At 68.2% G+C, this 26,270-nt stretch carries 23 protein-coding genes; 13 read left to right on the top strand and 10 right to left on the bottom strand.

Annotation, left to right across the window (positions count from 1 at the left end):
* Window positions 1-100: 100 nt before the first annotated feature.
* A complete protein-coding gene (locus GobsT_RS03065) occupies window positions 101-973 on the top strand; it encodes an enoyl-CoA hydratase-related protein (protein ID WP_029600994.1) in 873 nt (290 codons plus the stop codon).
* A 76-nt stretch (window positions 974-1,049) separates the two neighbouring features.
* Here GobsT_RS03065 and rseP read toward each other — a convergent pair whose 3' ends face one another.
* From rseP to GobsT_RS03080, 3 genes are all read right to left on the bottom strand, one after another.
* A complete protein-coding gene (rseP, locus tag GobsT_RS03070) occupies window positions 1,050-3,368 on the bottom strand; it encodes an RIP metalloprotease RseP (protein WP_010042261.1) in 2,319 nt (772 codons plus the stop codon).
* The gene (locus tag GobsT_RS03075; protein WP_050790291.1) at window positions 3,329-4,534 is read right to left on the bottom strand and encodes a 1-deoxy-D-xylulose-5-phosphate reductoisomerase; all 1,206 of its coding nucleotides are present in this window, start codon (window positions 4,532-4,534) and stop codon (window positions 3,329-3,331) included. The genes rseP and GobsT_RS03075 overlap by 40 nt, the downstream gene beginning before the upstream one ends.
* Window positions 4,535-4,688: 154 nt before the next feature.
* Entirely contained in the window at window positions 4,689-4,925 is a 237-nt protein-coding gene (locus GobsT_RS03080) for a hypothetical protein (protein ID WP_010042255.1), read from the bottom strand.
* 664 nt (window positions 4,926-5,589) lie between these two features.
* On the opposite strand from GobsT_RS03080, the gene GobsT_RS37430 reads away from it, so the two are divergent.
* Both GobsT_RS37430 and GobsT_RS03085 read left to right on the top strand, forming a co-directional pair.
* Window positions 5,590-6,783 carry a hypothetical protein gene (locus GobsT_RS37430; RefSeq protein WP_010042253.1) on the top strand — a complete coding sequence of 398 codons (1,194 nt, stop codon included), beginning with the start codon at window positions 5,590-5,592 and terminating at the stop codon, window positions 6,781-6,783.
* A complete protein-coding gene (locus GobsT_RS03085; RefSeq protein WP_010042252.1) occupies window positions 6,780-7,982 on the top strand; it encodes an outer membrane protein assembly factor BamB family protein in 1,203 nt (400 codons plus the stop codon). The genes GobsT_RS37430 and GobsT_RS03085 overlap by 4 nt, the downstream gene beginning before the upstream one ends.
* 126 nt (window positions 7,983-8,108) lie before the next feature.
* Here the strand turns inward: GobsT_RS03085 and GobsT_RS03090 are convergent, their stop codons facing one another.
* Window positions 8,109-8,378 (bottom strand): hypothetical protein, encoded by a 270-nt coding sequence (locus GobsT_RS03090; protein WP_148087591.1) that lies wholly within the window; start codon window positions 8,376-8,378, stop codon window positions 8,109-8,111.
* Window positions 8,379-8,440: 62 nt separating this feature from the next.
* Between GobsT_RS03090 and GobsT_RS03095 the strand changes: the two genes are divergently transcribed.
* Both GobsT_RS03095 and folK read left to right on the top strand, forming a co-directional pair.
* Window positions 8,441-8,665, top strand: a complete 225-nt coding sequence (locus GobsT_RS03095) for a small basic protein (RefSeq protein ID WP_010042250.1) — start codon at window positions 8,441-8,443, stop codon at window positions 8,663-8,665.
* A gap of 167 nt (window positions 8,666-8,832) precedes the next feature.
* Entirely contained in the window at window positions 8,833-10,041 is a 1,209-nt protein-coding gene (gene folK / locus GobsT_RS03100) for a 2-amino-4-hydroxy-6-hydroxymethyldihydropteridine diphosphokinase (RefSeq protein ID WP_010042248.1), read from the top strand.
* A gap of 3 nt (window positions 10,042-10,044) precedes the next feature.
* Here folK and GobsT_RS03105 read toward each other — a convergent pair whose 3' ends face one another.
* Both GobsT_RS03105 and GobsT_RS03110 read right to left on the bottom strand, forming a co-directional pair.
* Window positions 10,045-10,245: a hypothetical protein gene (locus GobsT_RS03105; RefSeq protein WP_148087592.1), complete on the bottom strand. Its 201-nt coding sequence runs from the start codon at window positions 10,243-10,245 to the stop codon at window positions 10,045-10,047.
* A 30-nt stretch (window positions 10,246-10,275) separates the two neighbouring features.
* Window positions 10,276-11,334, bottom strand: coding sequence for a DUF1559 family PulG-like putative transporter (locus GobsT_RS03110; RefSeq protein WP_010042244.1), 1,059 nt, complete (start codon window positions 11,332-11,334; stop codon window positions 10,276-10,278).
* Between the two features lie 422 nt (window positions 11,335-11,756).
* Between GobsT_RS03110 and GobsT_RS03115 the strand changes: the two genes are divergently transcribed.
* The 3 genes from GobsT_RS03115 (at window position 11,757) to GobsT_RS03125 (ending at window position 15,159) form a co-directional block, all read left to right on the top strand.
* Entirely contained in the window at window positions 11,757-13,496 is a 1,740-nt protein-coding gene (locus GobsT_RS03115) for an HAD family hydrolase (RefSeq protein WP_010042241.1), read from the top strand.
* Window positions 13,497-13,676: 180 nt separating this feature from the next.
* Window positions 13,677-13,943 carry a hypothetical protein gene (locus tag GobsT_RS03120; protein ID WP_010042238.1) on the top strand — a complete coding sequence of 89 codons (267 nt, stop codon included), beginning with the start codon at window positions 13,677-13,679 and terminating at the stop codon, window positions 13,941-13,943.
* A gap of 391 nt (window positions 13,944-14,334) precedes the next feature.
* Window positions 14,335-15,159, top strand: a complete 825-nt coding sequence (locus GobsT_RS03125; protein ID WP_010042236.1) for an alpha/beta hydrolase — start codon at window positions 14,335-14,337, stop codon at window positions 15,157-15,159.
* Here GobsT_RS03125 and GobsT_RS03130 read toward each other — a convergent pair.
* The 3 genes from GobsT_RS03130 to GobsT_RS03140 form a co-directional block, all read right to left on the bottom strand.
* A complete protein-coding gene (locus tag GobsT_RS03130) occupies window positions 15,151-15,888 on the bottom strand; it encodes a DUF7986 domain-containing protein (protein WP_010042234.1) in 738 nt (245 codons plus the stop codon). The genes GobsT_RS03125 and GobsT_RS03130 overlap by 9 nt on opposite strands.
* Window positions 15,889-15,929: 41 nt before the next feature.
* Window positions 15,930-16,958 (bottom strand): zinc-binding alcohol dehydrogenase family protein, encoded by a 1,029-nt coding sequence (locus GobsT_RS03135; protein WP_010042232.1) that lies wholly within the window; start codon window positions 16,956-16,958, stop codon window positions 15,930-15,932.
* A 147-nt stretch (window positions 16,959-17,105) separates the two neighbouring features.
* A complete protein-coding gene (locus GobsT_RS03140) occupies window positions 17,106-17,471 on the bottom strand; it encodes a hypothetical protein (RefSeq protein WP_010042230.1) in 366 nt (121 codons plus the stop codon).
* A gap of 226 nt (window positions 17,472-17,697) precedes the next feature.
* Between GobsT_RS03140 and GobsT_RS03145 the strand changes: the two genes are divergently transcribed.
* The 4 genes from GobsT_RS03145 (at window position 17,698) to GobsT_RS03160 (ending at window position 24,671) form a co-directional block, all read left to right on the top strand.
* Window positions 17,698-19,650, top strand: a complete 1,953-nt coding sequence (locus GobsT_RS03145; protein ID WP_010042229.1) for a 2-oxoacid:acceptor oxidoreductase subunit alpha — start codon at window positions 17,698-17,700, stop codon at window positions 19,648-19,650.
* Between the two features lie 215 nt (window positions 19,651-19,865).
* The gene (locus tag GobsT_RS03150) at window positions 19,866-20,894 is read left to right on the top strand and encodes a 2-oxoacid:ferredoxin oxidoreductase subunit beta (protein ID WP_010042227.1); all 1,029 of its coding nucleotides are present in this window, start codon (window positions 19,866-19,868) and stop codon (window positions 20,892-20,894) included.
* A gap of 766 nt (window positions 20,895-21,660) precedes the next feature.
* Window positions 21,661-23,067, top strand: coding sequence for a DNA ligase (locus tag GobsT_RS03155; protein WP_010042224.1), 1,407 nt, complete (start codon window positions 21,661-21,663; stop codon window positions 23,065-23,067).
* 392 nt (window positions 23,068-23,459) lie between these two features.
* The gene (locus tag GobsT_RS03160; RefSeq protein ID WP_010052119.1) at window positions 23,460-24,671 is read left to right on the top strand and encodes a calcium-binding protein; all 1,212 of its coding nucleotides are present in this window, start codon (window positions 23,460-23,462) and stop codon (window positions 24,669-24,671) included.
* Between the two features lie 59 nt (window positions 24,672-24,730).
* On the opposite strand, the gene GobsT_RS03165 is transcribed toward GobsT_RS03160, so the two are convergent.
* On the bottom strand, window positions 24,731-25,195 hold the full coding sequence (locus GobsT_RS03165) for a VOC family protein (protein WP_010052117.1): 465 nt from the start codon (window positions 25,193-25,195) through the stop codon (window positions 24,731-24,733).
* A 246-nt stretch (window positions 25,196-25,441) separates the two neighbouring features.
* Here GobsT_RS03165 and GobsT_RS03170 point away from each other — a divergent pair, with 246 nt between their 5' ends.
* Window positions 25,442-26,224: an RNA ligase family protein gene (locus GobsT_RS03170; protein ID WP_109571334.1), complete on the top strand. Its 783-nt coding sequence runs from the start codon at window positions 25,442-25,444 to the stop codon at window positions 26,222-26,224.
* Window positions 26,225-26,270: the final 46 nt, after the last annotated feature.

A 26,270-nucleotide genomic window follows, 5' to 3' on the forward strand; every position in this document is an offset into this window, starting at 1 on the left:
ACGACTGAGATCCCGTTGATCCTGTCAAAAATGCTGCTTCGGATCGGTATGCGAAGCCGGTATGCTGGCGGGAAGGGTCACCACCAACTCACGGTGCCGCATGTCAGCCGTTACCCTGACCACGCGCCCGGACGGCGTCGCGGTGCTCACGTTCGACCAATCGGGAAGCAAGGCCAACGTTCTCACACGCGAACTGTGGACTGAGTTCGGCGACGCGCTCACATCCCTCTCAACGCGCGCCGACGTGACCGGGCTGGTGCTCGCGAGCGCGAAACCGGGCATCTTCATCGCGGGCGCGGACCTGAAGCTCCTGGCGAACGCGCCCGTCCCGAACGACCCCGAGGTGCGAGCGTTCATCGAGCAGGGGTTGCGCGTTCTCGAACAACTTGAAGCGCTGCCGTTTCCCACCTGCGCCGCGATCGACGGCGCCGCGCTCGGCGGCGGGTTGGAGGTGGCACTCGCGTGCGACTGCCGCATCTGCGGAACCAACCCGAAAGTGCAGTTGGGGCTGCCGGAGGTGAAGCTCGGACTGATCCCGGGGTGGGGCGGAACCCAGCGGCTCCCGCGCGTCCTTGGTGTGAGCGGAATGCACCAAGCAAGCACGATGCTCACGACCGGCCAGAGCCTCGATTACCACGGAGCCGTGGCTCACGAACTGGTCGATGTGGCCGTTGAGCCCGCCACGCTGGTTACGCAAGCGGCGTACTACGTGCTGCGTGTGGACCGCAAGGACCGCCGGGCGCGCAAGTTCTACCCGCTGAGCCCTCCGTGGGAGCGGCAACGTTTCAAGCCGCTTCGGGAGCCGGAACCGGGGGCGGCGACGGAAGCCGTGCGCGTTCTGTACGAAGGGGAGCGGTTGCCACTGCGACAAGCCATTCAGCTCGAAACCGAGGCGTTCATGCAGCTCGCCGGGTCCGAGGAGTCGAAGCGGCTCATCGCGGAGTTCTTCAACCGCAAGGGCACCCGGGGGTGACCCGGGTGCCCTGGTTGGTTTCGGCCCCAACGGGGCCGCGGGAAATAGTCCGGGGTGAAAACCCCGGGCCGGCCGATCAGAACCAGCCGAAGAACAGCCGGCGCACGTCCATCGCGATCACGAACACCATCAGCGACAGGATCAGGAACAGGCCGGTGTACATCGCCACCGCGAACAGTCGCTCCGGCACCGGGCGGCCCAAGATCTTCTCCAGCAGCAGGAACACCATGTGCCCGCCGTCCAGCACCGGGATCGGCAGGAAGTTCACCACCGCCAGGTTCACCGAGATCATCCCCAGGAACAGCAGGAACTGCCAGAAGTCCTCACCCGCGAACCGGTACGACACGGTCGCGATCGTGAGCGGGCCGCTCATCGTCTTGACGCTCACCCGCCCGAACGCCATCGCGTACAGGTTCATGTACACGACCTTGATGAACCGGGTCGTGCGCTGCGCCCCCAGCCGGATCGCGTCGCCCACGTCCGCGGCCACCTGCTCCTGGTTCTCGGTCTGGAAGATCAGCCCGCGGTCGTCGGTCGGGAACTCCTTGTGCTCGGCGCCCGTGAGCGTGAACTCCTTCACCTCCTCGCCGCGCTTCACCCGGATGTCGAGTTCCGGCGGGCCGGCCTGGTACGCCGACTCGGCGGACGCCCACTGGTACGACTTCAGGTCCTCCTTCCACTCGCCCGCCTTCAGGTTTCCGGCCGCGTCTCGGGACTTAAACCGTACCGCGACGATCACGTCGTCGCGCTGGACCCCCGCCGCGGCCGCCGGGCCGCCCGGGGCGACCTCGTCGATCCCGGCGTCCACCCAGTACGCCAGCCCCAAACCGCTGATCGGGATCGGGCTGTTCGGCAGCGTGCAGCTCTCGCGGTCGAACCGGTACGACGGGTCGAACTCGACCTTCAGCCGCTTGGACACGTCGGTGTGGCTGGCCACGTCCTCGCGCAGCACCACGAGTTCCACCGCGACCGGCCCCGAAAGGCCGTTGGCCCACTGGTTGAGTTGGTGCGGGAGCAGCAGCGGGTCGAGCGGCTTCTGAACCACCTTCTTCGGGTCCTCGACCGCGAACTCGGGCTTGCCGAAATCGATCGGCCCGTTCACGAACCAGACCCGCGCGCCGCTCGCGTCCGGGGGCAGCAGGACGGCCTTGATCCGGTCGCCGCGGGTGGGGTTCGTGCCCTCGTTGTGCGCGATCACCCCGGCCTTCTCCGCGTTCCCGCCGGCCCGCAGCGCGACGATCTCGTTCATGCGCATCCGCAGCCCGAGGTCGTGCCGGTAGGTGGGCTTGACCGTGATCGCGACCGGCTGCTGGTCGCCGTCGGCGCGAACGACGTGGAACGTGATGTCCCTGCCGGCGAGCAGCACCATCCGGCGCTGGTACTCGGCGAAGGACGCAACATCCGTAACGGGCAGCTCCTGCGTACCCGGCTGGTCCTTCTTGGGCGGCTCGGTCATCTTGACGATCCGGTCGCCGGCCATGAACTTGGGTTCGGCCGCCGCCGCCGGGGTGCCGGGCACCGTGGGACTGAAGCCGGACCGCTTCGGGATCGTCATCAGTTTCAACTGCGAGGGCGGCGACACCCCCAGTTGCGGGAACCGCTGGCCCTCGTCGCGCAGCGGCGAGACGGTGGTCGAAACGGTCTCGGTTCCGCCCCCACGGGTCCAGGTGATCGGCACCTTCTCGTCCTTCTGCGTGCCCATCACGATCGGGCGGATGTCGTCGAAGAACGGGCTGGTGCGGTCGTCGATCTGGGTGATCTGGTCGCCGGTGCGCATGCCCGCGCGCCACGCGGCACTGCCGCTCTCGACGGTGCCCACGGCCGCGGGCTTCTCCTGCACCCCGTGCAGGTACGCCGCCACGAAGCAGGCCATCCCGAGGATGATGTTCATCACCACCCCCGCGGAGATGATGAGCATCCGCTGCCCCACCGTCTTCTTGCGGAAGCTGCGCGGGTCGTCGTCGGCCTCCTCGCTGTCGGCCCCGTCCCCCTCGCCCACCATCTGCACGAACCCGCCCAGCGGGATGATGCCGATCTTGTACGTGGTCTCGCCCCACTTGTACTGGCAGAACGGCACTGCCGGGCCGAACCCGATGCTGAACATGTTGACGTGGACGTCGCACCACTTGGCCGCGAGGAAGTGGCCCAGCTCGTGGATGAAGATGATGAACCCGAGCCCGAGCACCACCTTGAGGGTGTCGAACGGGTCGAGGTACCGGCACACGAGCGCGATCACGACGGCGCTGGTGACGAGCGAGAACGCGTTCTCGCGCACCCACCCCCTGAGCGCGGACACCTCCTGGCCGTGGTCGGGCGCGCCGGCCGCGGCGTTCGGGTCGGTCGGCGGCGGCGGGTTCATGCTGTCGGGGCTACCGGCGTTCGGGGTCGGGTCCAACGGGCCACCTCCTGCCGCGCCCACCGGTCGAGGGCCAAGAGCCTCTCCAGCGTGGGTCGGGTTTCGTAGTCGTGCGAAGAGAGAACCGCCCGGCAGCACCGGGCGATGTCGAGAAACGCCAGCTCGCCGTTCAGGAAGCGGCCCACGGCCGCCTCGTTGGCCGCGTTGAGCACCGCGCCGCACGTCCCGCCGCGCCGCACCACCTCGAAGCCCAGCTCCAGGGCCTCGAACGTGTCGCGGTCGGGCTGCTCGAAGCGCAGCGCCGCGAGCGCCTTCCAGTCGAGCCGCTTGGTGGGGCCGGGCACGCGGTCGGGGTGAAGGAGCGCAAGCTGAATCGGCAGCCGCATGTCCGGGGGCGAGAGCTGGGCGAGCACCGAGCCGTCCCGGAACTCGACGAACGAGTGGACGATCGACTCCGGGTGGACGATCACGTCGATCTGCTCGGCGGTCAGCCCGAACAGCCAGCGGGCCTCGATCACCTCCAGCGCCTTGTTCATCAGGGTCGCGGAGTCGATGGTGATCTTCGGCCCCATCTGCCAGGTCGGGTGCCGCAGCGCCTGCTCGCGGGTGACGGTCTCCAGGTCGCAGGCGCGCTTGCCGCGGAACGGCCCGCCGCTGGCGGTCAGGACGACGCGGTCCACGTCCGCCGCGGCGTGGCCGGTGAGCGCCTGGAAGATGGCGGAGTGCTCGCTGTCCACGGGCAGGAGCTTCGCGCCCCGGCGCGCCGCCAGTTCGGTCACGAGCGGCCCGGCGACGACGAGGGTTTCCTTGTTCGCGAGCGCGACTGTCTTGCCGCTCTCGAGCGCTGCCCAGGTGCCGGCCAGCCCGGCAGCCCCGACGACGGCGGAGACCACCACGTCGGTGTCGGGGTCCGTCGCGATCCGGTGAACGCCGTCCTCGCCACAGAGGAGTTCGGTTCCCGCGGGGAAAGATTTTCGGTCGGCCCGCTGGAACGCCTCGCGGTCACAGAGGACGGCGAACCGGGGGCGGAACTCGCGGCACTGCTCCGCGAGCTGCTCCCACTTCGAGTGGGCCGCCAGGCCGGCGAGTTCGAGCCGCTCGGGCAGGTGCCGGACCACGTCGAGGGTGCTGGTCCCGATGCTCCCGGTGGACCCGAGCACGGCGACGCGGCGCGGGCGATCGGCTCTCGGTTGTGGTGACTGCATCGCGCCCGCGGGAAGGAACCGCGGGCGTCCCGCCCGCGAGTGATACCGGGCATTGTACGACCGGGCCGAACGCGGCAACAAGATGACCCCGCGGCGCCCCACTCGCCGCACGAGTGAGGGGCCGCGGGGCCGTGAGCGGGGCGCAACAACCGGCTCAGTCCCCGGTGCCCAGTTCGAGGTAGTCGGAATCGAGATCGGCGCGGCGCGGGCGGGCGGGCAGGTGGGGCGCCGGGGCGGACGGCGCCGACACGCGGACCTGGGCCGGGATCAGTCGCAGTCGGATCGGCAGCGGCTCCTCCCCGGGCCGGTCCACGCGAACGCTGATGTCGCGAGCCTCGGCGAGCAGGAAGCCCACCGGAACGACCACTTGCAGTTCGGATTCCGAAACCATCGGCGTTTCCCCTTAGAAAAGGGTGACAGGAAAGAGGGGCCGGGCGTACCGGCGCAAACGCCGTGCCTCGCCGGAGGCACGGGGCGGGCGGTGAGGGCTGGGAGAGGGGCCCGCCGCGAGAGCGACTGATGCGGGTTAAGCGATTAAGATAACGCGCACCGACTGGGCGTCAAAGAAGTATTTTTGCGATTTCCGGACGATTCTATGGGCATTCGCTCAGGCGGGCGCTGCGGGCTTGAGTGAAACCACGCAGACACTTTAGCGCAGGAGCCGAAGTTGCGCCACGTGTAACGGCTGAAAATGTTACAAGTTCAGACGTCCGCAAGACCGGTCGGACGGTGTAGGTAAAGTGGCCAAACGGCGGCCCATTTTCGGCCGCCCGCGGGGATGCGACACGGTCGCCGGGCACGTCTATCGGGAACGCATCGTCACGTGAGCGAGACGCGGCTGAACGGTCGGCGGGGGAAACGCCACAGCACCCACATCTAACTGATGCCCCCATCCGGGCCGCAAGAGCGCGGGGCCACCGTGGGAACGGCACCATACGGAGGCACGCGGTCTGCCGCCGAGGGGCCGAGGGCATCGCCGTACCCAGCGCCTTGACCCGGCCTTTCGGACCCGCGACAGTAGTCTCGTTCTGCGTTCCCGTTCGGGAGACGAATTCATGCGACTCTGGATCTGCACCGCGGCCGTCGCGCTGGGGCTCGCCCCGGCGGCGGCCCGCGCCGACGAGGACACGGCGCGGGCGCTCAAAGCGCTCAAGGCTGTCGCCAAGGAAGGCAAGGGGAATGAGGACGCCGGCCCGGCGTGGAAGACCCTCGTGAGCCAGGGCGGCCCGGCGCTCTTCCTCGCCCTCGGCGCCTTCGACGACGACAACGTCGCGGTCACCAACTGGCTCCGCACCGCCGTGGACGCCATCGCGGAAGGCGAGCACGCCGCCGGCCGCAAGCTCCCCGCGGACAAGCTCGAAGCGTTCGTCACGGACACCAAGAACGCCGCGACCGCCCGGCGCGCGGCCTACGAACTGCTCGCGGCGCAAGACGAGGCCGTGAAGGCCCGGCTGCTGCCCGGCTTCCTCAACGACAAGTCGCCCGACCTCCGGCGCGACGCGGTCGCCCACGAACTCGCCATTCTGGAAAAGGCCGCGAAGCCGTCCCTCAAGGCCGATCTGGAAAAGTTGTTCGCCCACGCGCGCGACAAGGATCAGGTGGACCTGCTGGCCAAGAAGATCGCGGACGCGGGCGGCAAGGTGAGCGTCACCGAGCACTTCGGATTCGTAACGCACGTGGCGCTGGTCGGCCCGTTCGACAGCACCGGCGGAAAAGGGTTCGCGGTCGCGTACCCGCCGGAGGGCGCCCGGGACGCGAGCGGTAAGTTCCCCGGCAAGGGCGGCGCGGAGGTCAAGTGGCAGCCCGCCGACACGCGGGACAAGTACGGCACGTTCGACCTGAACACGCTGCTCGGGAAGCACAAGGACGCGGTCGCCTACGCGCAGGCCGTCGTCGTGGCCGGCGCCGAGACCCCGTGCGAGATCCGGGCGACGTGCGCCACCGCGACCCAGATCTTCCTGAACGGGAAGCTCCTGTGCGCGCACGAGGAGTACCACCACGGCGCCCCGTTCGACTCGCACGTCGGCAAGGGCACGCTGCGGAAGGGCGAGAACGTGCTCACCCTGAAGGTGTGCCAGAACAACCAGACGGAGCAGTGGGCGCAAACCTGGGCGTTCCAGGTGCGCGTGTGCGACCCGACCGGCGGCCCGCTCCCGCTGGAGCAGAAGGTGACCACCGACGGCCGAGAGCGGACGATCAAGCTCGGCTTCGTCCCCGAAGGCGGCGAAAAGAAGGAGGAGAAGAAGTGACCCGGTACCTTCTGACTTTTGCGCTCGCGTCCGCCCTCGCGCCCGCGCTGGCGGCGGCCGACTGGCCCCAGTTCAAGGGGCCGAACGCGACCGGCGTTTCGACCGAGAAGGGGCTCCCGGCGGAGTGGGGCAAGGACAAGGGCGTCGCGTGGCAGGCGAAGCTCCCGGCCCGCGGGGTGTCGTCGCCCGTGGTGGTCGCGGGGCGGGTGTACGTCACCTGTAGCTCCGGGGTCCGGGACGACCGGCTCCACGTCCTGTGCTTCGACGCGGGCACCGGCAAGCAGCTCTGGCACCGCCAGTTGCAAGCGACCGGCGGGACGGCGGCGCACCCGAAGTCGTGCATGGCCGCCAACACCCCGGTGGCCGACGCGGACGGCGTGTACGCGCTGTTCGCCACCGGCGACCTGGCCGCGTTCGACGCGGACGGCACCCTGCGCTGGTACCGCTCGCTGGTCGGCGACTACCCGACGATCACGAACCAGATCGGCATGGCGGCCTCGCCGATCCTGGTGGGGGACAAGCTGATCGTGCCGATGGACAACGCGGGCGAATCGTTCCTCGCGGCGGTCGACACGAAGTACGGCAAGAACGTCTGGAAGGCCGAGCGCCCGCGGGACAGCAACTGGACGACGCCCATCACGCGCGCCGTCGGGTCCACCACCGAGGTGCTGTTCGACGGCCCGAGCGGCCTGACCGCGTACGACGCGGCGAGCGGCGACAAGCGCTGGTCGTCGAAGGCGTCGAAGGGGTCCATCCCGACCGGCACCCTCGACGGCGACACGCTGTACCTGCCGACCGGCGGGGTGAGCGCGTTCAAGCTCGGCGCGCAGGGCGTGGCGGAGAAGCCATCCTGGACCGCGAAGGACGTTCAGTCCGGGATGCCGTCGCCGCTGGTGTACCTGGGGCGGGTGTACGCGGTGACCGGCCAGGGGCTGGTGTCGTGCGCCGAAACGAAGACCGGCAAGACGCTGTACAAGGAGCGGCTGAAGGGGGCGTTCTCGGCGTCCCCGGTTGCGGCCGACGGGAAGGTGTACTTCCTGAACGAAACCGGCTCGTGCGCGGTACTCGACGCCAAGGCGGACGGGTTCGAGGTGCTGGCGACCAACGACCTCCCGGGCGAGACGCTGGGCACCCCGGCGATCGCGCGCGGGCGGATCTTCATCCGCACCGACAAGGCGCTCTACGCCATCGGGAAGTAGGGTGAGCGAGCGCGTGATCCTCCGGTTGGCGCACCTGTCTCAACCGGCGGGTCGCACGCGCGCGGCCTCGTGGCGCAGAGCACGAGGTCGCCATGGCTAAATTGACCTTCCATCGCGGCGGACGCGTTAGAGGACGCCGGGTGCGATGACGCCGAAGCCCTCGCTCACTGCCGGGCCGAGCGGCGGCACTGCCGCGGCTGCTGGGTCGTTGACCTGCTGCTCGGGAAGTCGTAACGATCCGAGCCGGGCGGTTACGACTGTTGGCACCGTAGCCCAGAAGGTGCGGTGCGAGTAGCCGTCGATCGGCTCCTTACTGAAGTTCTGGTGGGTTCGGACTTCGCGGTTGCGCGGGGCGCGTGGACGAATATCGGTTGGGGGCGTATCATCACTTTTCACGCTCGGCTCGCGCAATGCTGCCGCCCGGCGAACCACGAAACACGATAACACGAAACACGACCATGTCCATCGACAAGAGCCTGAAGCGGAAAGCCGGCATGTCCCGGCAGCGGTGCGTGCTGACCCGCGCCGAGCGCATCACCAAGATGCTGGAAAACGGCAAGTTCGGCGCGGAGTCCAGCCCCTACGGGCTGCCCAAGACCCGCGTCCAGAAGATCGCCCTCAAGAAGAAGGCGAAGAAGGAAGAGGCCGAAGGCGGGGACGACAAAGCCAAGAAGAAGAAGTAACCGCTCCCGCTCGGCTGCGGCGCTCGTCAGGGACTTTTGCCCCTCAACGAGCGCCACGACCGAGCGTCGTAGTTTCAAGTCCGGACGTTTGCGAGTCGCAAGTCAACCCAGTCGTGTCCTGGACTTGATGACTTTCGACTTGCCGTCTTGAAACTACCGGGGTTCTAATGCCGCTCGCATACGTCGCGCTCGGGTCCAACCTTGGCGACCGCTGGGCCACACTCTCAACCGCGGTGAAGCGGCTCCGGGCCGAACCCGGGCTGCGGGTCACCGCGGTTTCGGCGTTCTATGAAACCGCCCCGGTCGATTGCCCGCCCGGGGCCGGTGAGTTTTTCAACGCCGTCGCCGCGGTCGAAACCGACCGCACGCCCCACGACCTGCTCAAGCTCCTCCTTTACATCGAACGGCAGTTCGGGCGCGTCCGCAGCGAACCGAATGCCCCGCGCACCCTGGACCTCGATCTCGTGCTGCACGGTGATGCGGTCATCGACACGCCCGATCTGATCCTTCCGCACCCGCGGACGCACCAGCGCGCGTTCGTGCTGGTGCCGCTCGCCGCGATCGCCCCCGACGTGCGCCACCCGGTACTCAAGAAGACTGCGAGTGAGCTCGCCGCAGCCGTTCCGGCGGATGACATCCGACCGGTCGCGCCTCCGCCGGCGCCGCAAACGCTGGCCGGCTTGCGCGCACTGGTTACGGGGTCCACGTCCGGGATCGGCCAAGCGATCGCAACCGCGTTCGCCGACCACGGGGCCGAGGTGATCACCCACGGCCGACGTTCGGGCGCGGGTCGGCACCTTTCGGCCGACCTGAGCGATCCGGCTCAGGTCGACCGGCTCGCGAGCGCGGCGTGGGACACGTTCGGCCCAATCGACGTGCTCGTGTGCAACGCGGGCGCGGACACGCTCACCGGCGCGGCCGCGAAGTGGTCGTTCGACGAGAAGTTCGACGCGCTGCTCGCGATCGACCTGAGGGCCACGGTGCGGCTCGCCCGCGACCTCGGCGCGCGGATGAAGGCGCGGGGCCGCGGGTGCGTGCTGACGGTGGGCTGGGACCAGTCCGAAACCGGGATGGAGGGCGACAGCGGGCAACTGTTCGCCGCCGTGAAGGGCGCGGTGACGTGCTTCACGCGGAGCCTCGCCCTGAGCCTCGCGCCCGAGGTGCGGGTCAACTGTCTCGCCCCGGGGTGGGTGCGGACTTCGTGGGGCGAAACGGCGTCCCCGGTGTGGCAGGAGCGGGTGCGCGACGAGACGCCGCTCGGCCTGTGGGGGCTTCCCGAAGACGTGGCGGCGGCGGCGGTGTGGCTGGCGGGACCCTCGGCCGGGTTCATCACCGGGCAGACGGTCCGCGTCAACGGCGGCGCGGTCCGCGCGTAGCCGCTACGGTTTGAGTTCGACTTTCGGCGCCGCCCCGCGCCCCTTGTTCCCGCCCCCCAGGTTGACCGGCTCGTCGCCCTGAGAGCCCAGCGCCTTCGGGCCGCCGATGGGCTGGTCGGAAGGCGACTGGATTTTCGAGTTGTCCTGTTTGCTCCCGCAACCGGCGGCGCCGATCACGAACAGCATAAGCGCAAGCGCCCGCATCGTCGGTTCCCTTTCGTGTTCGGTGCGCGTTCAACCGCCCAGGTCGCTGAAATCGATGACCTCGCCCTTTTGGGCCGAACTCGCGTTAATGTACTGCGTGTGCGGCGCCGCCGTCGGCGCACGGATGCCACGAACCGACCCGTCGCAGAACGCGAAGTTCGTGACCCCGCTGTGCTCCGCCGAGAACGCCCCGAAGTCGCGGCTGCCCGGGGCCAGAAGGCCGTCGAAGGTCGAGCGCCACCCGGCCGAGATCCACGACCACGCGGTCTTGACGGTGATCGGCCCGCTTGGGCCGGACGCCAGCCCGTCGCCCAGCGTCTCGCCGAACATCAGCGTGTTGCTCGTCCCGTCCGATATGCTCAGGTTGTTGACCGGCGCGGCCTTCTGGACGTTCGAGAAGGTGGCCGCCGCCCCGTACGGCAGCACCATCGACGGCACGAACACGCCGCGCCAACTGTCGAGGGCCTGGCCGCCCGTCGTGATGTTCGAGCCGACGAGCGAGAACCGCCCGCCGACCCCGATGTAGTTCGTGATCCCCAGGTTCGCGGACGCCGGGAAGACGGACGCCTGCCACCCGATCGCCGACCCGTTGAAGACCATCCGGTGCGGCCCGATGTACCCGTCCGTCGGCGCGGCGTTCGGCGCCGCGGGGCACTCGAACGTCTTGATCCGGGTGCGGGCCGGGGCAGTGTTCGCGGCGTTCGACGACCACAGGCTACCCGCGGCCGTGTTGAACGGGTCCCAGTTCACCTGGAGCTGCGCGTGGACGTTGTTCTGCTCGACGTACGGGAGCAGGTACGCGAGCACCCCGACGCCGGAGTTGTTCGTGAACGGGAAGCCGGACGCGGCGTCGGTCGGCGCGAGTACCGCGGCCCCGACTGGGAAGGCCTGGTTCGCCGCCTCGTAGTTCTGGGCGGCAAGGGCCAGTTGTTTCAGGTTGTTCTGGCAGCTCATACGCGCCGCCGCCGCCCGCACCTTCTGAACGGCGGGCAACAAGAGCCCGATGAGGATCGCGATGATCGCGATGACGACCAACAGCTCGATCAGCGTGAAGCCGGAGCGCGGGCGGTGAGAACGGGCGGGGGGCATGTAACTGCTCCTCCAACGGCAGGGAGAGATCGATCCGGCCGACGCGGACAACGTTCCGTATCCGGACCGGCGGCGCCGGCGGCACGAAAGCGTAGAACATGCGGGCCGGGCGAAACGGCGCGCGCGGTCCGGCGAGCGCAGCGCCACGCACCCGAATGGGCCCGTTGTTCGGATTTCGCTGGACTGACGCCTCGGTGATCGCCCGTCGTCGGCGCCTCGACGACCGCAAACCACAGGCGGCACGCCGCTCGCCTCAAAAGCGGTATGGCCGCCCGATGTCGCTTGCATAATAATTGGCGACGCGTCCGAATCCACACGCTTTTTTCTTTGATTTTTTGCCGGTGCGTTGCCCGGGTCCTGGTTCCGCCGTGCGGCGCGCCAGTTGCATCTGAACCGGCGTGTCTGCCCTTTTTGGAGCGCTCATGCGGTTTCACGCCCTCGCGACCGACTACGACGGCACCATCGCGCACGACGGGGCCGTCGACGCCGACACCCTCAAAGCGCTGGAAAAGCTGAAGAAGTCCGGGCGCAAGCTCATCATGGTTACCGGGCGCGAGCTGCCGGACCTGCTCGCGATCTTCCCGCGCCTCGACCTCTTCGACCTCGCCGTCGTCGAGAACGGGGCGGTGGTGTACAACCCGGCCACCAAGGAAACGCGGGTCCTGGCCGAAGGCCCACCGCCGAAGTTCGCCGAGGAGCTGCGCAAGCGCGGCGTACAGCCGCTCTCAAGCGGGCACGTGATCGTCGCCACGTTCGTACCGCACCAGAACACCGTTCTCGACACGGTCCGCGAACTGGGGCTCGAGCTGCAGGTGATTTTCAACAAGGACGCGGTGATGGTGTTGCCGTCCGGCATCAACAAGGCCACCGGCCTCGCCGCGGCGCTGGCGGAGTTGGGCCTTTCGCCGCACAACACGGTCGGGGTCGGCGACGCCGAGAACGATCACGCGTTCCTGAAGATGTGCGAGTGCTCGGCGGCGGTCGGCAACGCGCTGCCCGCCGTCAAAGACACCGCGGACATCGTGATGAAGGGGCAGCGGGGCGCGGGCGTCGCCGAACTCATTGAGCAGTTGATCGCCGACGACCTGTCGGGCCTGAAAACGCTCGCCCGGCACCGCGTCCCGGTCGGCAATGCCGACGGGGGCCAGGAGGAAACGCTCGACCCCGCGGGCGCCGGGGTGCTGGTGTGCGGCACCTCCGGGAGCGGCAAATCGACCCTCACGACGGCGCTGATGGAGCGCCTCGCGCACGCGGGCTACCAGATCCTCGTCGTGGACCCGGAGGGCGATTACACCAACCTCGAGTTCGCCCACATCATCGGCAACACGAACCAGGCGCCGCGGCCCGAGGAAGTGACCGAGGCCCTGCGGGACCCGAAGCGGTCCATCGTGGTGAACCTGCTCGGGGTGCCGCTCGCCGACCGGCCCGCGTTCTTCGCGCAACTGCTGCCCCGCGTCCTTGAGGAGAAGGCCCGGACCGGCCGCCCCCACTGGCTCGTCGTGGACGAGTCGCACCACATGCTCCCCGCCGGCCCGGACGCGGCGAACCTCGCGACCCAGTTGCCGGACCGCGGCACCCTGTACATCACCGTCCACGCCGGCGCGATGGAGACGCGCGCGCTGGACCACGTCCGCACGCTGCTGGTGATCGGCGGGCACCCGGCGAAAACGGTCGAGGAGTTCTGCAAGGCCATCGGCGAGAAGCGGCCGAAGTGCCCGCCGGTGAGCGGCAACAAGCTGCCGACGGGCGACACCATGCTCTGGCGGCGCGGGGACAAGAACGCCGTCATCGTTCACACGCAGCCGCCGCGGACCGAGCGCAAGCGGCACTCGCGCAAGTACGCGGAAGGCAACCTCGGCGCGGACCGCAGCTTTTACTTCCGCGGGCCGGACGGGAAGCTCAATTTGAAGGCGTCGAACCTGTTCATGTTCGTTCAGCTCGCCGACGGGGTGGACGACGACACGTGGGAGTTCCACCGCGCGAACGGCGACTACTCGCAGTGGGTCCGCGAGCAGATCAAGGACAACCAGCTCGCCGACGAACTGGCCGAGGTCGAGGCGGACGCCGAGACCGGCCCGCGGGACGCGCGGGCGGCGGTGCGGGCCGCGATCGAGGCCCGGTACACGCTCCCGAGCGACGCGCCGAGCGGAAAGATTGATTAGCTCTCATTCGCCACCAAATTCGGATCGCGTGTCTAACGAGCCGGTGCCGCACGGGAATGGGATAACGTCCCCGCTCCCGTGCGGCCCTTCATTTCTGGGAACCGTCACGCCTGACCCGGTTATGGTTCGCCCCGCGCACACGGTTCTCTTTCCAGAGATGTACTCGCAGGAGAACGTGACATGGTGCGGGCAATCATCGGCGCGGCGGTCGGGGTTGTCATCGGGATGCTCGTCCTCGCCGGGGCGGGCGCGTGGTACGGGTACGTCAACGGCGTACCGACCGCCCAACTGCCGCCGGGGCTCGAAGCGGCGGGCGTGTCGGCGCTCTCGTGGTCCGTGTTCCTGTTCTGGATGGGAATGCTCCCCGGTGCCGTGATCGGCGGAGCGGCGGGGTTCGGGAGCTGGCTGGTCCGTCCGAAGGAACCGCGCTTCCCGAGTGGGGTATGAAGAGTTTGCCGACCGGTACGACTTACAAGCCGTGGCAGCCGCGATGTGAGAACAAATACACCGAAAACGAAGGCAATCGGCTGGTTCCGGGCGTTTGGCACGGTGGGTGCTTTATCTCGAAGCGTCGAACACCGATCGGGTCAGGGTTCCCCCGGCCCACCCCACATACCTCCCGGCACCTCCAACAACCTATCAACCAACGCCGGCGACTTCGGTCGCCGGCTTCATCTTTTTGTGGCTGTGTTGAAAAAGAAACGGGAGCACACGAGCCTGTCCCGTGAGGTCGCGGGTCAAAGCGGTTCCGGACCGCAGCTCCCGTTGACGGATTGCCCCGGTGTGGGCATAGCCCTCATTAAATTAAGGCATCAAACGTCCACTCGGGGGAACCGCGATGGGCCGGGCTCGTGTCCTCGCGCTGATCCTCGTGGGTGGGTGCGCGGTCGGGTGCGCCCCGCTGATGCGGGGAGCGGCCGGCATCGAAAACGCCATCGTGTTTCAGCCGAAGCCGTTCCCGAAGGGCGATTGGAACCCCGCACTCCGGACCGAAGACGTTTGGATCGATTCGTCCGACGGCGTCCGCCTGCACGGCTGGTTGGCCGAACCGGCCCGCGGCCCGTCTCGCGCGGTCGTCCTGTACACCCACGGGAACGGCGGGAACGTGACCAACCGGCGGCACGTGATCGAGCTGTTCCGCGACCGGATGAACGCCACCGTCCTGGTGTTCGATTACCGCGGCTACGGCCGCAGCGACGGGCGACCAACCGAGAACGGCGTCCTCGACGACGCGCGGGCCGCGCGCCGCTGGCTGGCGGCCCACGCGGGCGTCCGCGAGGCCGACGTTGTTCTGGCGGGGCATTCGCTCGGCGGCGGCGTGGCCGTCGATCTGGCGGCCCGCGACGGCACCCGCGGGCTGATTCTGGAGGGGACGTTCACCAACCTGCCGGACGTGGCGGCGAGCCACGTGCCGCTGCTCCCGGTGCGAGCGGTGATGCGGGCGCGGCTGGACTCGGTCGCCAAGATTGGGGATTACCGCGGTCCGCTTCTCCAGGTTCACGGGGACGCGGACCGGATCGTCCCGTACGCCCTCGGCCGCAAGTTGTTCGAGGCGGCAAACGAGCCGAAGCAGTTCGTCACCATCCCCGGCGGGAACCACAACGAGCACTACACGCCGGAGTACGTCGCGGCGCTCGACCACTTCATCACCTCGTTACCGTAACCGCGCCTCACCTCCCGCAAGCTTCCGGCGCGGCGGGCGCCGGGCGGGCGGAGCGATCTCCTCGGGAGCGACATACGAGATGCGCTCACCGGCGCCGTCGTCCAGACAGGTCCGGAGCACGGCCGCGGCGAAGTCGCTAGCCTCCTCCGGGGCGAGGTTCTGAAAGTCGATTCCCGCGAACGTCTCCCGGATGTCGGCCACGAGTTCGGCGCGGGCGCTCTTGGGCAGCTTCCCGACCAGGAGCGCGGCGCCGGTCGTCATGCCGATGCCGTCGGCCACCATGACGCGCATGGCGAAGACCATTCCCACCCGGCCGCTCGTCCCCAGGCCCACATCCGTCGCGAACATGGTCGTGTCGCGCAGCAGGTCGCGCACGCCGACGCCGACCCCGCTCTCGACCGCCTCCACGGCGAACACCGAAAACCGACTCGCCCGGAGCGCGTGGAGCAGCACCCACTCGTCCGAGCCCTCGGCGGGCGGCGCCGTGCTCAGGTGCCGCTCGACCGCGTTCACCCCGTACCGCCGCACGTCGTGGATGCAGTAGTCCATCAGCACGGCCGTCATGTCCTCGCTGTCGAGGACCAGCGTGCCGCCGTCCAGCATGTTCAGCCGCCGCCCGGCCTCGTTCATCGCACTCCGGGAGAGGCCCTTCACGAGCCGGCTGTTGAGGGCCACACTCGCTTCGCGCAGTTGCAGGTAGCGGGGGAGCCGTTCGGCGTGCGTGCTCATCGATCGCCTCTGGTTGTTTGTGCCGGGCGCGGGACCGGGGCTCAGCTCACTTCGACCATCGCCTTCACGACGCCGGTTTCGGGCTTCAGCCACGTCGGGAACACGTCGATCAGGCCCGCGATGGGGGCGCGGTGCGTGACCCACGGGTCGGTGCTGAGCATCCCGCCCTCGATCAGTCGAATAATACGGATGAACTCGTGCGGGAGCGCGTTGCGGCTGGCGAGGAACGTCATCTCGCGCCGGTGCATCAGCGGCTGCGTGAACCCGAGTTGGTCCTGCGTGATCCCGACCCACACCAGCCGGCCGGCGAACCCCACGAAGTTGTACGCGGCGTTCATGCTCCGGGCGCTGCCGGTGGCGTCCACCACCACGTTCCCGAGCTTCCCGCCGGTCAGGTCGGTGAACGTCTTGATGTCCGCTTCGAGATTGCCCGACGAGAGGATCGTGTCCGTAACGCCCATCTTCTCGCGCACGAACGCGAGGCGCTGTTCGTTCAGGTCCATTACGACGACGCGCGCCCCGGCCAGCTTGGCGAACTCGATCACGGAGAGCCCGATCGGCCCGGCCCCGATCACGAACACGGTCTCGTCGGCCCGCGGGTTCGCGCGGTTGATCGCGTGCAGCCCGATCCCGAGCGTTTCCACCAGCGCGAGCTGCTCGAACGTCAGCTTCGCGGAGGTGTGGAGCTTGCGGGCCGGCACCGTGAACCGCGGGCGCAGCCCGCCGTCGACGTGGACGCCGAGCGTCTGGTGGTTCTCGCAGCAGTTCGAGTGCCCGCGGGCGCACGAGTAGCACTTCTGGCAGTTGATGTACGGCTCGACGGCGGCCCGGTCGCCGACCTTGACGTTGGTCACGCCTTCGCCGACCGCGACCACCTCCACGCCCAGCTCGTGCCCCGGGATGCGCGGGTAGCTGAAGAACGGCATCTTGCCCAGGTAGCCGCTGTAGTCCGTGCCGCACACGCCGACGCGCGACACCCGCACCACCGCGTCGCCGGGGCCGGGGGCCGGCGGCTCGGGGAGGTCGATCTCTCGGAACGCTTTGGGCTGCTCGAGCTGAATCGCTTTCATCGGGAGGAACCTGGGAGGGAGTGGTTCCCGTCGTTTCGAGTTCCGGGTTGGGAACCGGCGCGGCAAAAGCTCCGGGCGCCGGGTGCGGTCTTTGGCTCCACTTGGAACGTGGAACCTGGAACGTGAAACGACCGGGCTCCTCTTGGCTTATGACTTCCACCAGCGCCGGAGCACCCGTTCGATGTACGCCTTCAGGGCCGCGATCCGCACCGACACCGGGTCGTTGCGGGTGCGGAGGGCGAGCCGGGCCAGTGCCAGCAGGTGGTCCGCACTCAGGTCCCCGCCCGCGTCGGCCGTGTCGTACCGCCGGCCGCAGTAGACGAGCCAGTGCTGCCGGTACTGCTCGACCAGCGCGACGTGCTGTCCGCCCAGGTCCGAGACGGCCATGTCGAAGCGCGGGACGCCCGGGGCGTCGCCGTGGTCGGGGTGGCCGACCGTGCTGAGGTAGCCGACGTGCGTGCCGCCGTCGTCGTAAACGGCCACGCGCACGCGAATGGGGGCGCTGCGCGACATTAGGGGCAACCGATGATGAAGGGCCGCCGGCGCGGCGGCCGGGCGCCGTACCATCGTCTCACAACTCGGCCCCCCGGTGCCAGCGGTTTCCCGCCCCGCCCGCGCCCGGGGCGCCGGTGAAGTTCCGTCCCCGTTTTCCGCCGGACGTGTAAGATGAACACAACCACACGGGCACCCCCCTGCGAAACCATGACCTCTCCCCACTTCTTCCGAGGAAGCGGCTGATATGAGTTCTGACAACGGCTCCGCCACAGTTGCGCCGGCCGGCGCGAACGGCAGCGCCCGTTCGACCGAGGTGCTCGAGTCCGTGACCATCCGGTTCGCCGGCGACTCCGGCGACGGGATGCAGGTCGCCGGCACCCGGTTCACCGACACGTCCGCGCTCCTGGGCAACGACATCGCCACGTTCCCGGACTTCCCGGCCGAGATCCGCGCCCCCGCCGGCACGCTGGCCGGCGTCTCCGGGTTCCAGGTCCACTTTTCCAGCACCGACATCCACACCCCCGGCGACGCGCTCGACGCGCTGGTGGTGATGAACGCCGCGGCGCTCAAGACCAACATCAAGGACCTGCAGCCGGGCGGCATCCTGATCGCCAACACCGACGGGTTCGAGACGAGCGACCTGAAGAAGGCCGTGTACAAGACGGACCCGCTCGAGGACGGCTCGCTCACCGGGTACCGCGTGGTCCGGGTCGCCATCGCCAAGATGACCGTGCAGGCGATCGCGGAGCTGCCGCTCACCCCGCGCGACAAGGACCGGTGCAAGAACTTCTTCGCGCTCGGGCTCGTGTACTGGCTGTACGAGCGCCCGCTCGAGGCCACCGTCCGGTGGCTGCGGGAGAAGTTCGGCAAGAAGCCGGACACGCTGGAGGCCAACATCCGGGCGCTGAAGGCCGGGTACAACTACGGCGAGACGGTCGAGGCGCTGCCGGTCCAGTATAAGGTGGCGAAGGCCCAGATCGCCCCGGGCACGTACCGCAAGATCACCGGCAACGAGGCCGCCGTCCTGGGCCTCGCCGTCGCCGGGCAGCTCGCGAAGAAGCCGATCGTGTACGCCGGCTACCCGATCACCCCGGCGAGCTCGATCCTGGAGGGGCTGACCGAGCTGCGCCGGTTCGGGGTGAAGACGTTCCAGGCCGAGGACGAGATCGCCGCCGCGGGCGTCGCCATCGGGGCCAGCTACGGCGGCGCGCTGGGCGTCACCGGCACCAGCGGCCCGGGCGTGTGCCTCAAGAGCGAGGCCATCAACCTCGCGGTGATGACCGAGCTGCCGCTCGTGATCGTGGACGTGCAGCGCGGCGGCCCCAGCACCGGTCTCCCGACGAAGACCGAACAGTCCGACCTGCTCCAGGCGATGTTCGGGCGCAACGGCGACAGCCCGGTGGCGGTGCTCGCGCCGCAATCGCCGGTGGACTGCTTCGACATGGCGGTGGAGGCGGTGCGCATCGCCGTCCGGTTCATGTGCCCGGTGTTCTACCTGTCCGACGGGTACATCGCGAACGGGTCCGAGCCGTGGAAGATCCCGGCGGTCGCGGACCTCAAGCCGATCGAGATCACCCACCCGACGCAGCCGAACAGCGAGGGCACCAACCTCGCGCACGAGAGCGGCGACGCCTCCCCCGCCGGCGGGGCGGGCAAGTTCCTGCCGTACAAGCGGGACGAGTACCTGGCGCGGCCGTGGGCGATCCCGGGCACCGCGGGGCTGGAGCACCGCATCGGCGGCATCGAGAAGCAGGACGTGACCGGCAACATCAACTACGAGCCGGCCAACCACCAGCACATGACCGACACCCGCGCGAAGAAGATCGAGAACATCGCGCTGACGATCCCCGACCTCGAGGTGGCCGGCGACACCGACGCCGAACTGCTCGTGGCGGGCTGGGGCGGCACCTACGGCAGCATCACGACCGCGGTGGAGCGCGCCCGGCGCAAGGGGCTGAAGGTGGCGCAGGTCCACTTCCGCTACCTGAACCCGATGCCGAAGAACACGGAAGCCGTGCTGAAGCGGTTCAAGAAGGTGCTGGTGCCCGAGCTGAACACCGGCCAACTGTCCTGGCTGCTCCGCGCGAAGTACCTCGCGCCCGCCGAGGGGTTGAACAAGGTGCAGGGTAAGCCGTTCCTCGTGTCCGAACTCGAAACCGCCATCGAGAAGGCGCTGGGGCTCTTGCCGGTGATCTGAGGGCCGGCCCGGTTGGCGGTGTCTGATTTTGTGGCACAGACGTTCCTGTCTGTGCGAGCTTGGCCCACGGAATCACACAGACATTCCTGTCTGTGCCACGAAACCGGAACCCAAGAACAGACACCAGCAACCGGGCCGCGGGAAAGGCCCGCGAAACACCAAAAACAAAACACCAAACACGCGCAGCACTCAACCACCAAACACTCACAATACCAATGGCTACCGCGCTCCCGTTAACGACGAAGGAACTCACGACCGACCAGGAGGTGCGCTGGTGCCCCGGGTGCGGCGACTACTCCATCCTGGCCCAGATGAAGAAGGCGCTGACCACCGTCGGGGTGCCGCGCGAGAAGATCGCGTTCGTGTCGGGGATCGGCTGCTCCAGCCGGTTCCCGTACTACATGAACACGTTCGGGTTCCACACCATTCACGGCCGTGCCCCCACGTTCGCCACCGGGCTGCGCCTCGCCAACCCGGACCTTCAGGTGTGGGTCGTCACCGGGGACGGCGACGGGCTCTCGATCGGCGGCAACCACCTGATCCACGCGCTGCGGCGGAACGTGGACATCAAGGTGCTGCTGTTCAACAACGAGATCTACGGCCTCACGAAGGGGCAGTACTCGCCGGCGAGCCGGCTGGGCACGCCTAGCAAGACCAGCCCGGGCGGGTCGTTCGAGACGCCGGTCCGGCCGCTGTCGGTGGCGCTGGCTGCCGAGGCCACGTTCGTGGCCCGCACCGTGGACGTGGACGTGCAGCACCTCGTCGCGACGCTCCAGAAGGCCGCGGCGCACAAGGGCAGCGCGTTCGTCGAGATCTACCAGAACTGCGTGATCTTCAACCCCGACGTGTACGACTACGCCAGCAACAAGGCGGTGAAGGCCGACAACGTGCTGTACCTCGAGCACGGCAAGCCGCTGCTGTTCGGCAAGGACAAGAACAAGGGCATCCGGCTCAACGGGCTCAAGCCCGAAGTGGTCACCGTCGGGAAGGACTGCCAGGTCGACGACCTGCTCACCCACGACGAGGCGAGCGAGGAGCCGACGCTGGCGTACCTGCTGAGCCGGTTCGCGCACGACCCGCGGAACCCGAACTCGTTCCCGGAACCGCTGGGGGTGTTCCGCAGCGTCCGGAAGCCGACCTACGAGGAACAACTCGACAACCGCATCAAGGACGCGACACAAAAGAAGGGGCCGGGGCGGATCGAGGAGTTGTTCAAGGCCGAAGACGTGTGGACCGTGCAGTAGCGCCGAACCGGCGGACATCGCTGCACCAGTCCCTCCAGCGTAAGCGCCCCTGGCGCGGCGATCGCCGTGCCGGGGGCGTTTACGCTCCGCACTTCACTTCGGGCCATTACCCCACTTGCGGGCGCAGGCGGTTCGACCGGAGCCGGAATGGTGGCCTAGCGAACCGCCTCGTCCGCCAGCCGGACTGAAGAACTCATACCCAAGTCCAGTAGTTTCAAGTTCGAGCAGCGCGGTTCTGGTTTTGGAGTGCGGTCCGTTCACTCCGTGCAGAGGTATTATCACGGTTCTGGCACGGTGGCGGATTCGGCAATCTGGCCGCAACCGCAAATCAGTTATGCAGTTGCGTGTGTGTTATTCTGGGCTACTCGGTTCCGACGTGGGTGGTCCGACTCACGACCGAAGCCCCGCGAGGGGCCAAATGGTCCCTCGCGGGGCGTTTCGCAGGCGCCACATTCTCCAGACCACCGCCGCGCCCGATCCGTGATGATATCTCTGCATGCTCGGCAAGGTCAGCCGAACGTTCCCGACCGCGCGGCCCGTGAGCGAGTCGGTGCGTCCACTCGGCGAGGCTCTGGAACCCTTCGATCTCGTCCATGTGGGCCGCCCCTCGTGAAGGAGGGGGTGAAGCCCGCGCACCGAACTGCTGACGGAGCGATCCGGCCACTGCGGGCTTCTTGCGGTCGAAGAACTTCTCCGGCAACGACGATTGCAACGCCACCGGTGCCGGGTTAGTTTCACACCCACATTTCCCAAACGGGACTCACAGATGGACCTCGCGGACGGCCAAATTTACGAGATGCAGGGTTCCGGGAAGAACCCGTACAAGATCAAGAACGTGGGCGGAGCGTACTCGTGCTCGTGCCCCGCGTGGCTGAACCAGAACGCGCCCAGCAACAAGCGCACGTGTAAGCACATCCGCAAGCTGCGCGGCGAGGAGGCCGAGGAGTCCCGGCTCGCGGCCGTCGGCGAGACGTTGCCGGCCAAGCCAACCGGCGCCGAGGACAAGAAAGAGCTGCCGCTCCTCAAAGGCGAGCCCTGGGACTGGGAGCAGGACCTCACCGGCTGGTGGATCAGCGAGAAGCTCGACGGCGTGCGGGCGTACTGGGACGGCAAGCAGTTCCTGTCCCGCGGGTACAACATCTACTTCGCGCCGGACTGGTTCACCGCCGGGCTCCCCAACCACCCGCTCGACGGCGAGTTGTGGATCGCGCGGAAGAAGTTCCAGGAGGCCAGCGACGTGGCCCGCAGCCAGGGGCAACCGGAGCGCTGGCGGCCGATGAAGTTCCTGGTGTTCGACGCGCCCGACGAGTCCGGGCCGTTCGAGGACCGCATGAAGTTTCTCGCGACCGCGCTGCCCACCTGGAAATCGCCGTTCGTGTCGCTGGTCGAACACACGGTCTGTAAGGGCAACGACCACCTCGAAGAGGAGCTGGAACGGATCGTCACCCTCGGCGGCGAGGGGCTGATGGTGCGCAAGCCCGGCTCGAGGTACGAGCGCGCCCGCTCGTCCAGCGTCCTGAAGGTGAAGAAGTTCCTCGACACGGAAGTGGTGGTCGTGGACTACGAAGCCGGAGAAGGTCGCCACAAGGGCCGTGTCGGCGCGCTCTGGGTGCAACTCAGCTCGGGCGTGAAGTGCAAGGTCGGCACGGGTCTGAAGGACAAGGATCGCGACAACCCGCCCGCCAAGGGCAGCATCATCACCGTGAAATATCAGGAACTGACCGACGACGGGGCGTTGCGGTTCCCGGTGTACGTCGGCCCGCGCCCCGACGGCTTCCCGAATGTGCCCGCCCCGACGCGCAAGAAAACCGTGGTCGCGCCGCCGACGGTCGCCACGGTTACGGCTGCCGTTGCGACGCCTGTTGCTGTGCCGGCTGAGCCCGTTACTACGCGGGTAACCAACGCGCCCCTGTTGTCCGAACCCGTTTCCGGAGGATCGACGATGGCGACGACGACCAAGCGGTATTTCGAGTTCGTGGACGGCGCCTCCAACAAGTTCTGGGAGGTGTGGACCGACGGGAACGAGGTGGTGACCCAGTGGGGCAAGGTCGGCACCCCCGGCCGCGAGACCCGCAAGGCGTTCGCCGACGCGGCGAAGGCCCAGAAAGAGTACGACAAGCTCGTCGCCGAGAAAACCGGCAAAGGGTACGCCGAGAAGCCCCGCCCCGAGTGAGTTCTTCCCCCGCGCGAACGGCCGGTTGTGACACCGCGGTGTCACAACCGGCCGTTCGCCGCTTTCACCCCACCCGAATTCACACCCCTACGGGAACGCGCGCCGGGCCTGTCGGAACTCTCGGCGCGGCCGCCCGCCCAATCGCGAAACTCGGTTGACCGGCCCGCCGCGCCGGAGCTAAGAGAACTCTCATCCCGTCGGCGTTTGCCCGCCGCCTGATTTCTAGCGTCGCCCGTGAGTTCGCGGCCGCCGCCGCGCGACTTCGTACCCCACAGCGGGGCCGGCTGCCTCCGGCCCGTTTCGCCCCCTTTATCCATGGCCCGGCGCTCGCGGCCACTGCCCGCGTTCGCTCCACTCGTGCGCGCATTACCCTGCGCGCCGGAGGCAACACTATGTCCACGACCGACCGCACCCACGCCGCGTTCCTCCCGAAGCTCGACGCGCTCGAACAACGTGAGGTGCCCGCCGTTCTCGCGTCGTTCAACACCGGCATACTCACCGTCACCGGCGACAGCGCCGCGAACGACATCGTTGTCGCCGCGGACGCCAACGGCACTTTGCAGGTGACGAACAACGGCGCGGCGGTCACCATCCGCAGCACGTTCGGCGCCCCGAACAAGGCGAACCTTCAGACCGTCATTGTGGACGCGAAGGGGGGCAACGACTCCATCGTGATCCAGAACTCGATCAACGTGTTGGACGCTAATGGGAAGCTCGCGTTCGCGGCGAACAGCGTGCTCTACGGCGGTGCCGGTAACGACACCATCCGCGTACTCGCGGGCGGGTTCGTCGGCGGGTTGCCGGCACAGGGACAGCCGCTGCCGAACATCGTCGGCAACTCCACGATGTACGGCGGTTCTGGCGACGACTTCCTCGACAGCGGGTTCGGCAACGACACGATGTACGGGGAGAGCGGCAACGACACGTTCCGCTGGCTCCCGGGCACGCTGATCGACGCGTTCGACGGCGGCGGCGGCAACGACACCGCCGTCGTGGTCGGGAACACGACGGCGATCCCGGACCTGACGACGCCCGACCCGAACGACACGGGCAACGGCGACAGCTTCCGCCTCGACGCCGACCCCGCGACCGGCGGGGTTAAGTTCCAGCGGACGAACCTGGTGCCGTTCTTCATCAACATCACCACGACCGAAACCGTCGTGATGCAGACCGGCGGCGGGAACGACACGATCACCGTGACCGCCCTCGCCGGCACCGGCGTGAAGAGCGTGGTCATGGACGGCGGCGACGGGGACGACAAGCTCGACGGGTCGGCGGCAAACGTGACGCTCCAAATCTTCGGCGGCGCGGGCAACGACACGCTGAGCGGCGGGTCGAAGAACGACGTGCTCGTCGGCGGCGACGGGAACGACACGCTGAGCGGCAGGAAGGGCACCGACACGCTCGACGGCGGCGCCGGAAACGACACGCTCGACGACGGCGGCAAGGACGGCGCGCAGGACGTGCTGATCGGCGGGACCGGCGCCGACACCTTCGTGCGGCGCCAGTTAAACAAGTCCACGGCGCCGGTCCCGCTGTTCGACGAACTGGTGCTCGACTTCAGCGCCGCCGACGGCGACGTGACCAAGATCATGTTCATCTAACGAGCGGTGATGGGCCGACCCGAGCGAGGTGAAACACCTCGCTCGGGTCGGCCCATCACTCAAGCCGACTTTTTCTGCGCGAATGGGTTTTCGGCGGCCCACTTCTTCTCGGCCGCGGCCTTGCGCTCGGCGCTGAGCGGGGTGCTGAACGACCACGTGTGCCCGAACGGGTCCACTACCTGCCCGTATCGGTCGCCCCAGAACATGTCTTCGGCCGGCATGGTGGCCGTCGCGCCGGCGCCAGCCGCTTGCGCGATGGCGGCGTCGCAGTCCGGCACGCACAGGTGCAGCGTCACCGGGGACGGCCCGGACGGGGTGCGAGAGACGCCCCCGCAGTACTCGGGGAAGTCGTCGCACAGGAACAGCGTGGCATCGCCAATCTTCAGCGCCGCGTGCATCAACCGGTCGTCATCGGCGGGCATGCGCGAGAGTTCAACCGCCCCGAGCGCGGCGGTGTAGTACTCGATCGCCTTCGCCCCACCCTTGACCACGAGGTGCGGAATGAGCCCCTTCATTTCGGACATCGCTTACCCCCCTTGTTTAAAACCACCGCGGTAATGTGCCCTGCACGCCCGTCGGGCGCAATGTCAGTTGTGGCACATTTTGTGATCGCGTGTTCAGGTAAATGATCGGTTCCTGCGCTGAAGACGCATGAACCTTTCCGTCGGAACGCGTGTCCCGGTATGAGTTCGGTGGGCGGCGCGGCGAGAGGCCGCGGGGCCTTTGCGCCGAATGCAACCGGCGGGCCTCCGCCGCGCCGAGTGCCGCCCATGAACGCGATCCGCAAGTACCCCCGTACCCGGCACCTGATCGGCTCGCGGTTGCAACCCGGCGACGAAGACCTGGACGCGGTGCCCATGTCCGAGTTGAAGGGCAGGTACGTTGTCCTTGAGGAGAAGATGGACGGCGCGAACTGCGGCGTCAGCTTCTCGCCGGAACTCGAGCTGCGGCTCCAGAGCCGGGGACACTACCTGACGGGCGGGCCGCGCGAGCGCCAGTTCGACCTGCTGAAGCAGTGGGCCGGCGCGATGTCCGACCGGTTGCTCGACCGGCTCGCGGACCGGTACGTCATGTACGGCGAGTGGCTGTACGCCAAGCACACCGTCTACTACGACGCGCTCCCGCACTTTTTCATGGAGTTCGACATCCTCGACACCGCGACCGGGGAGTTCCTCGACACGCCGCGGCGCGCGGAACTGCTGGCGGACCTCCCAGTGAAGCCGGTGAAGGTGCTGTTCGCGGGCGAGTTCCCCGGCGAGGAGCTCCTTCGGGCGCTGGTGGGGCCGTCACACTTCGTTACGGAGAGCGCCCCGGGGCAGTTCCGGGCGGACGTGGCGAAGCTGGGCTGGGACGTCGAGCGCGCGGTGCGCCAGACCGACCTGACGGGCGTGATGGAAGGGTTGTACGTGAAGGTCGAAGAGAACGGCGTTGTGACGGAGCGGTACAAGTTCGTTCGCTCCGAGTTCACGCAACTGGTCACCGCCGACGGGCACTGGCAGGACCGCCCGCTGGTCCCGAACCGCCTCGCCGCCGGTGCGGAACTGTTCGAGTAGGGCGCAAGCGGACGGGCCGGCCACAACGCGTTTGTGGCCGGCCCGT

The organism is Gemmata obscuriglobus (assembly GCF_008065095.1).
Taxonomy (GTDB): Bacteria; Planctomycetota; Planctomycetia; order Gemmatales; family Gemmataceae; genus Gemmata; species Gemmata obscuriglobus.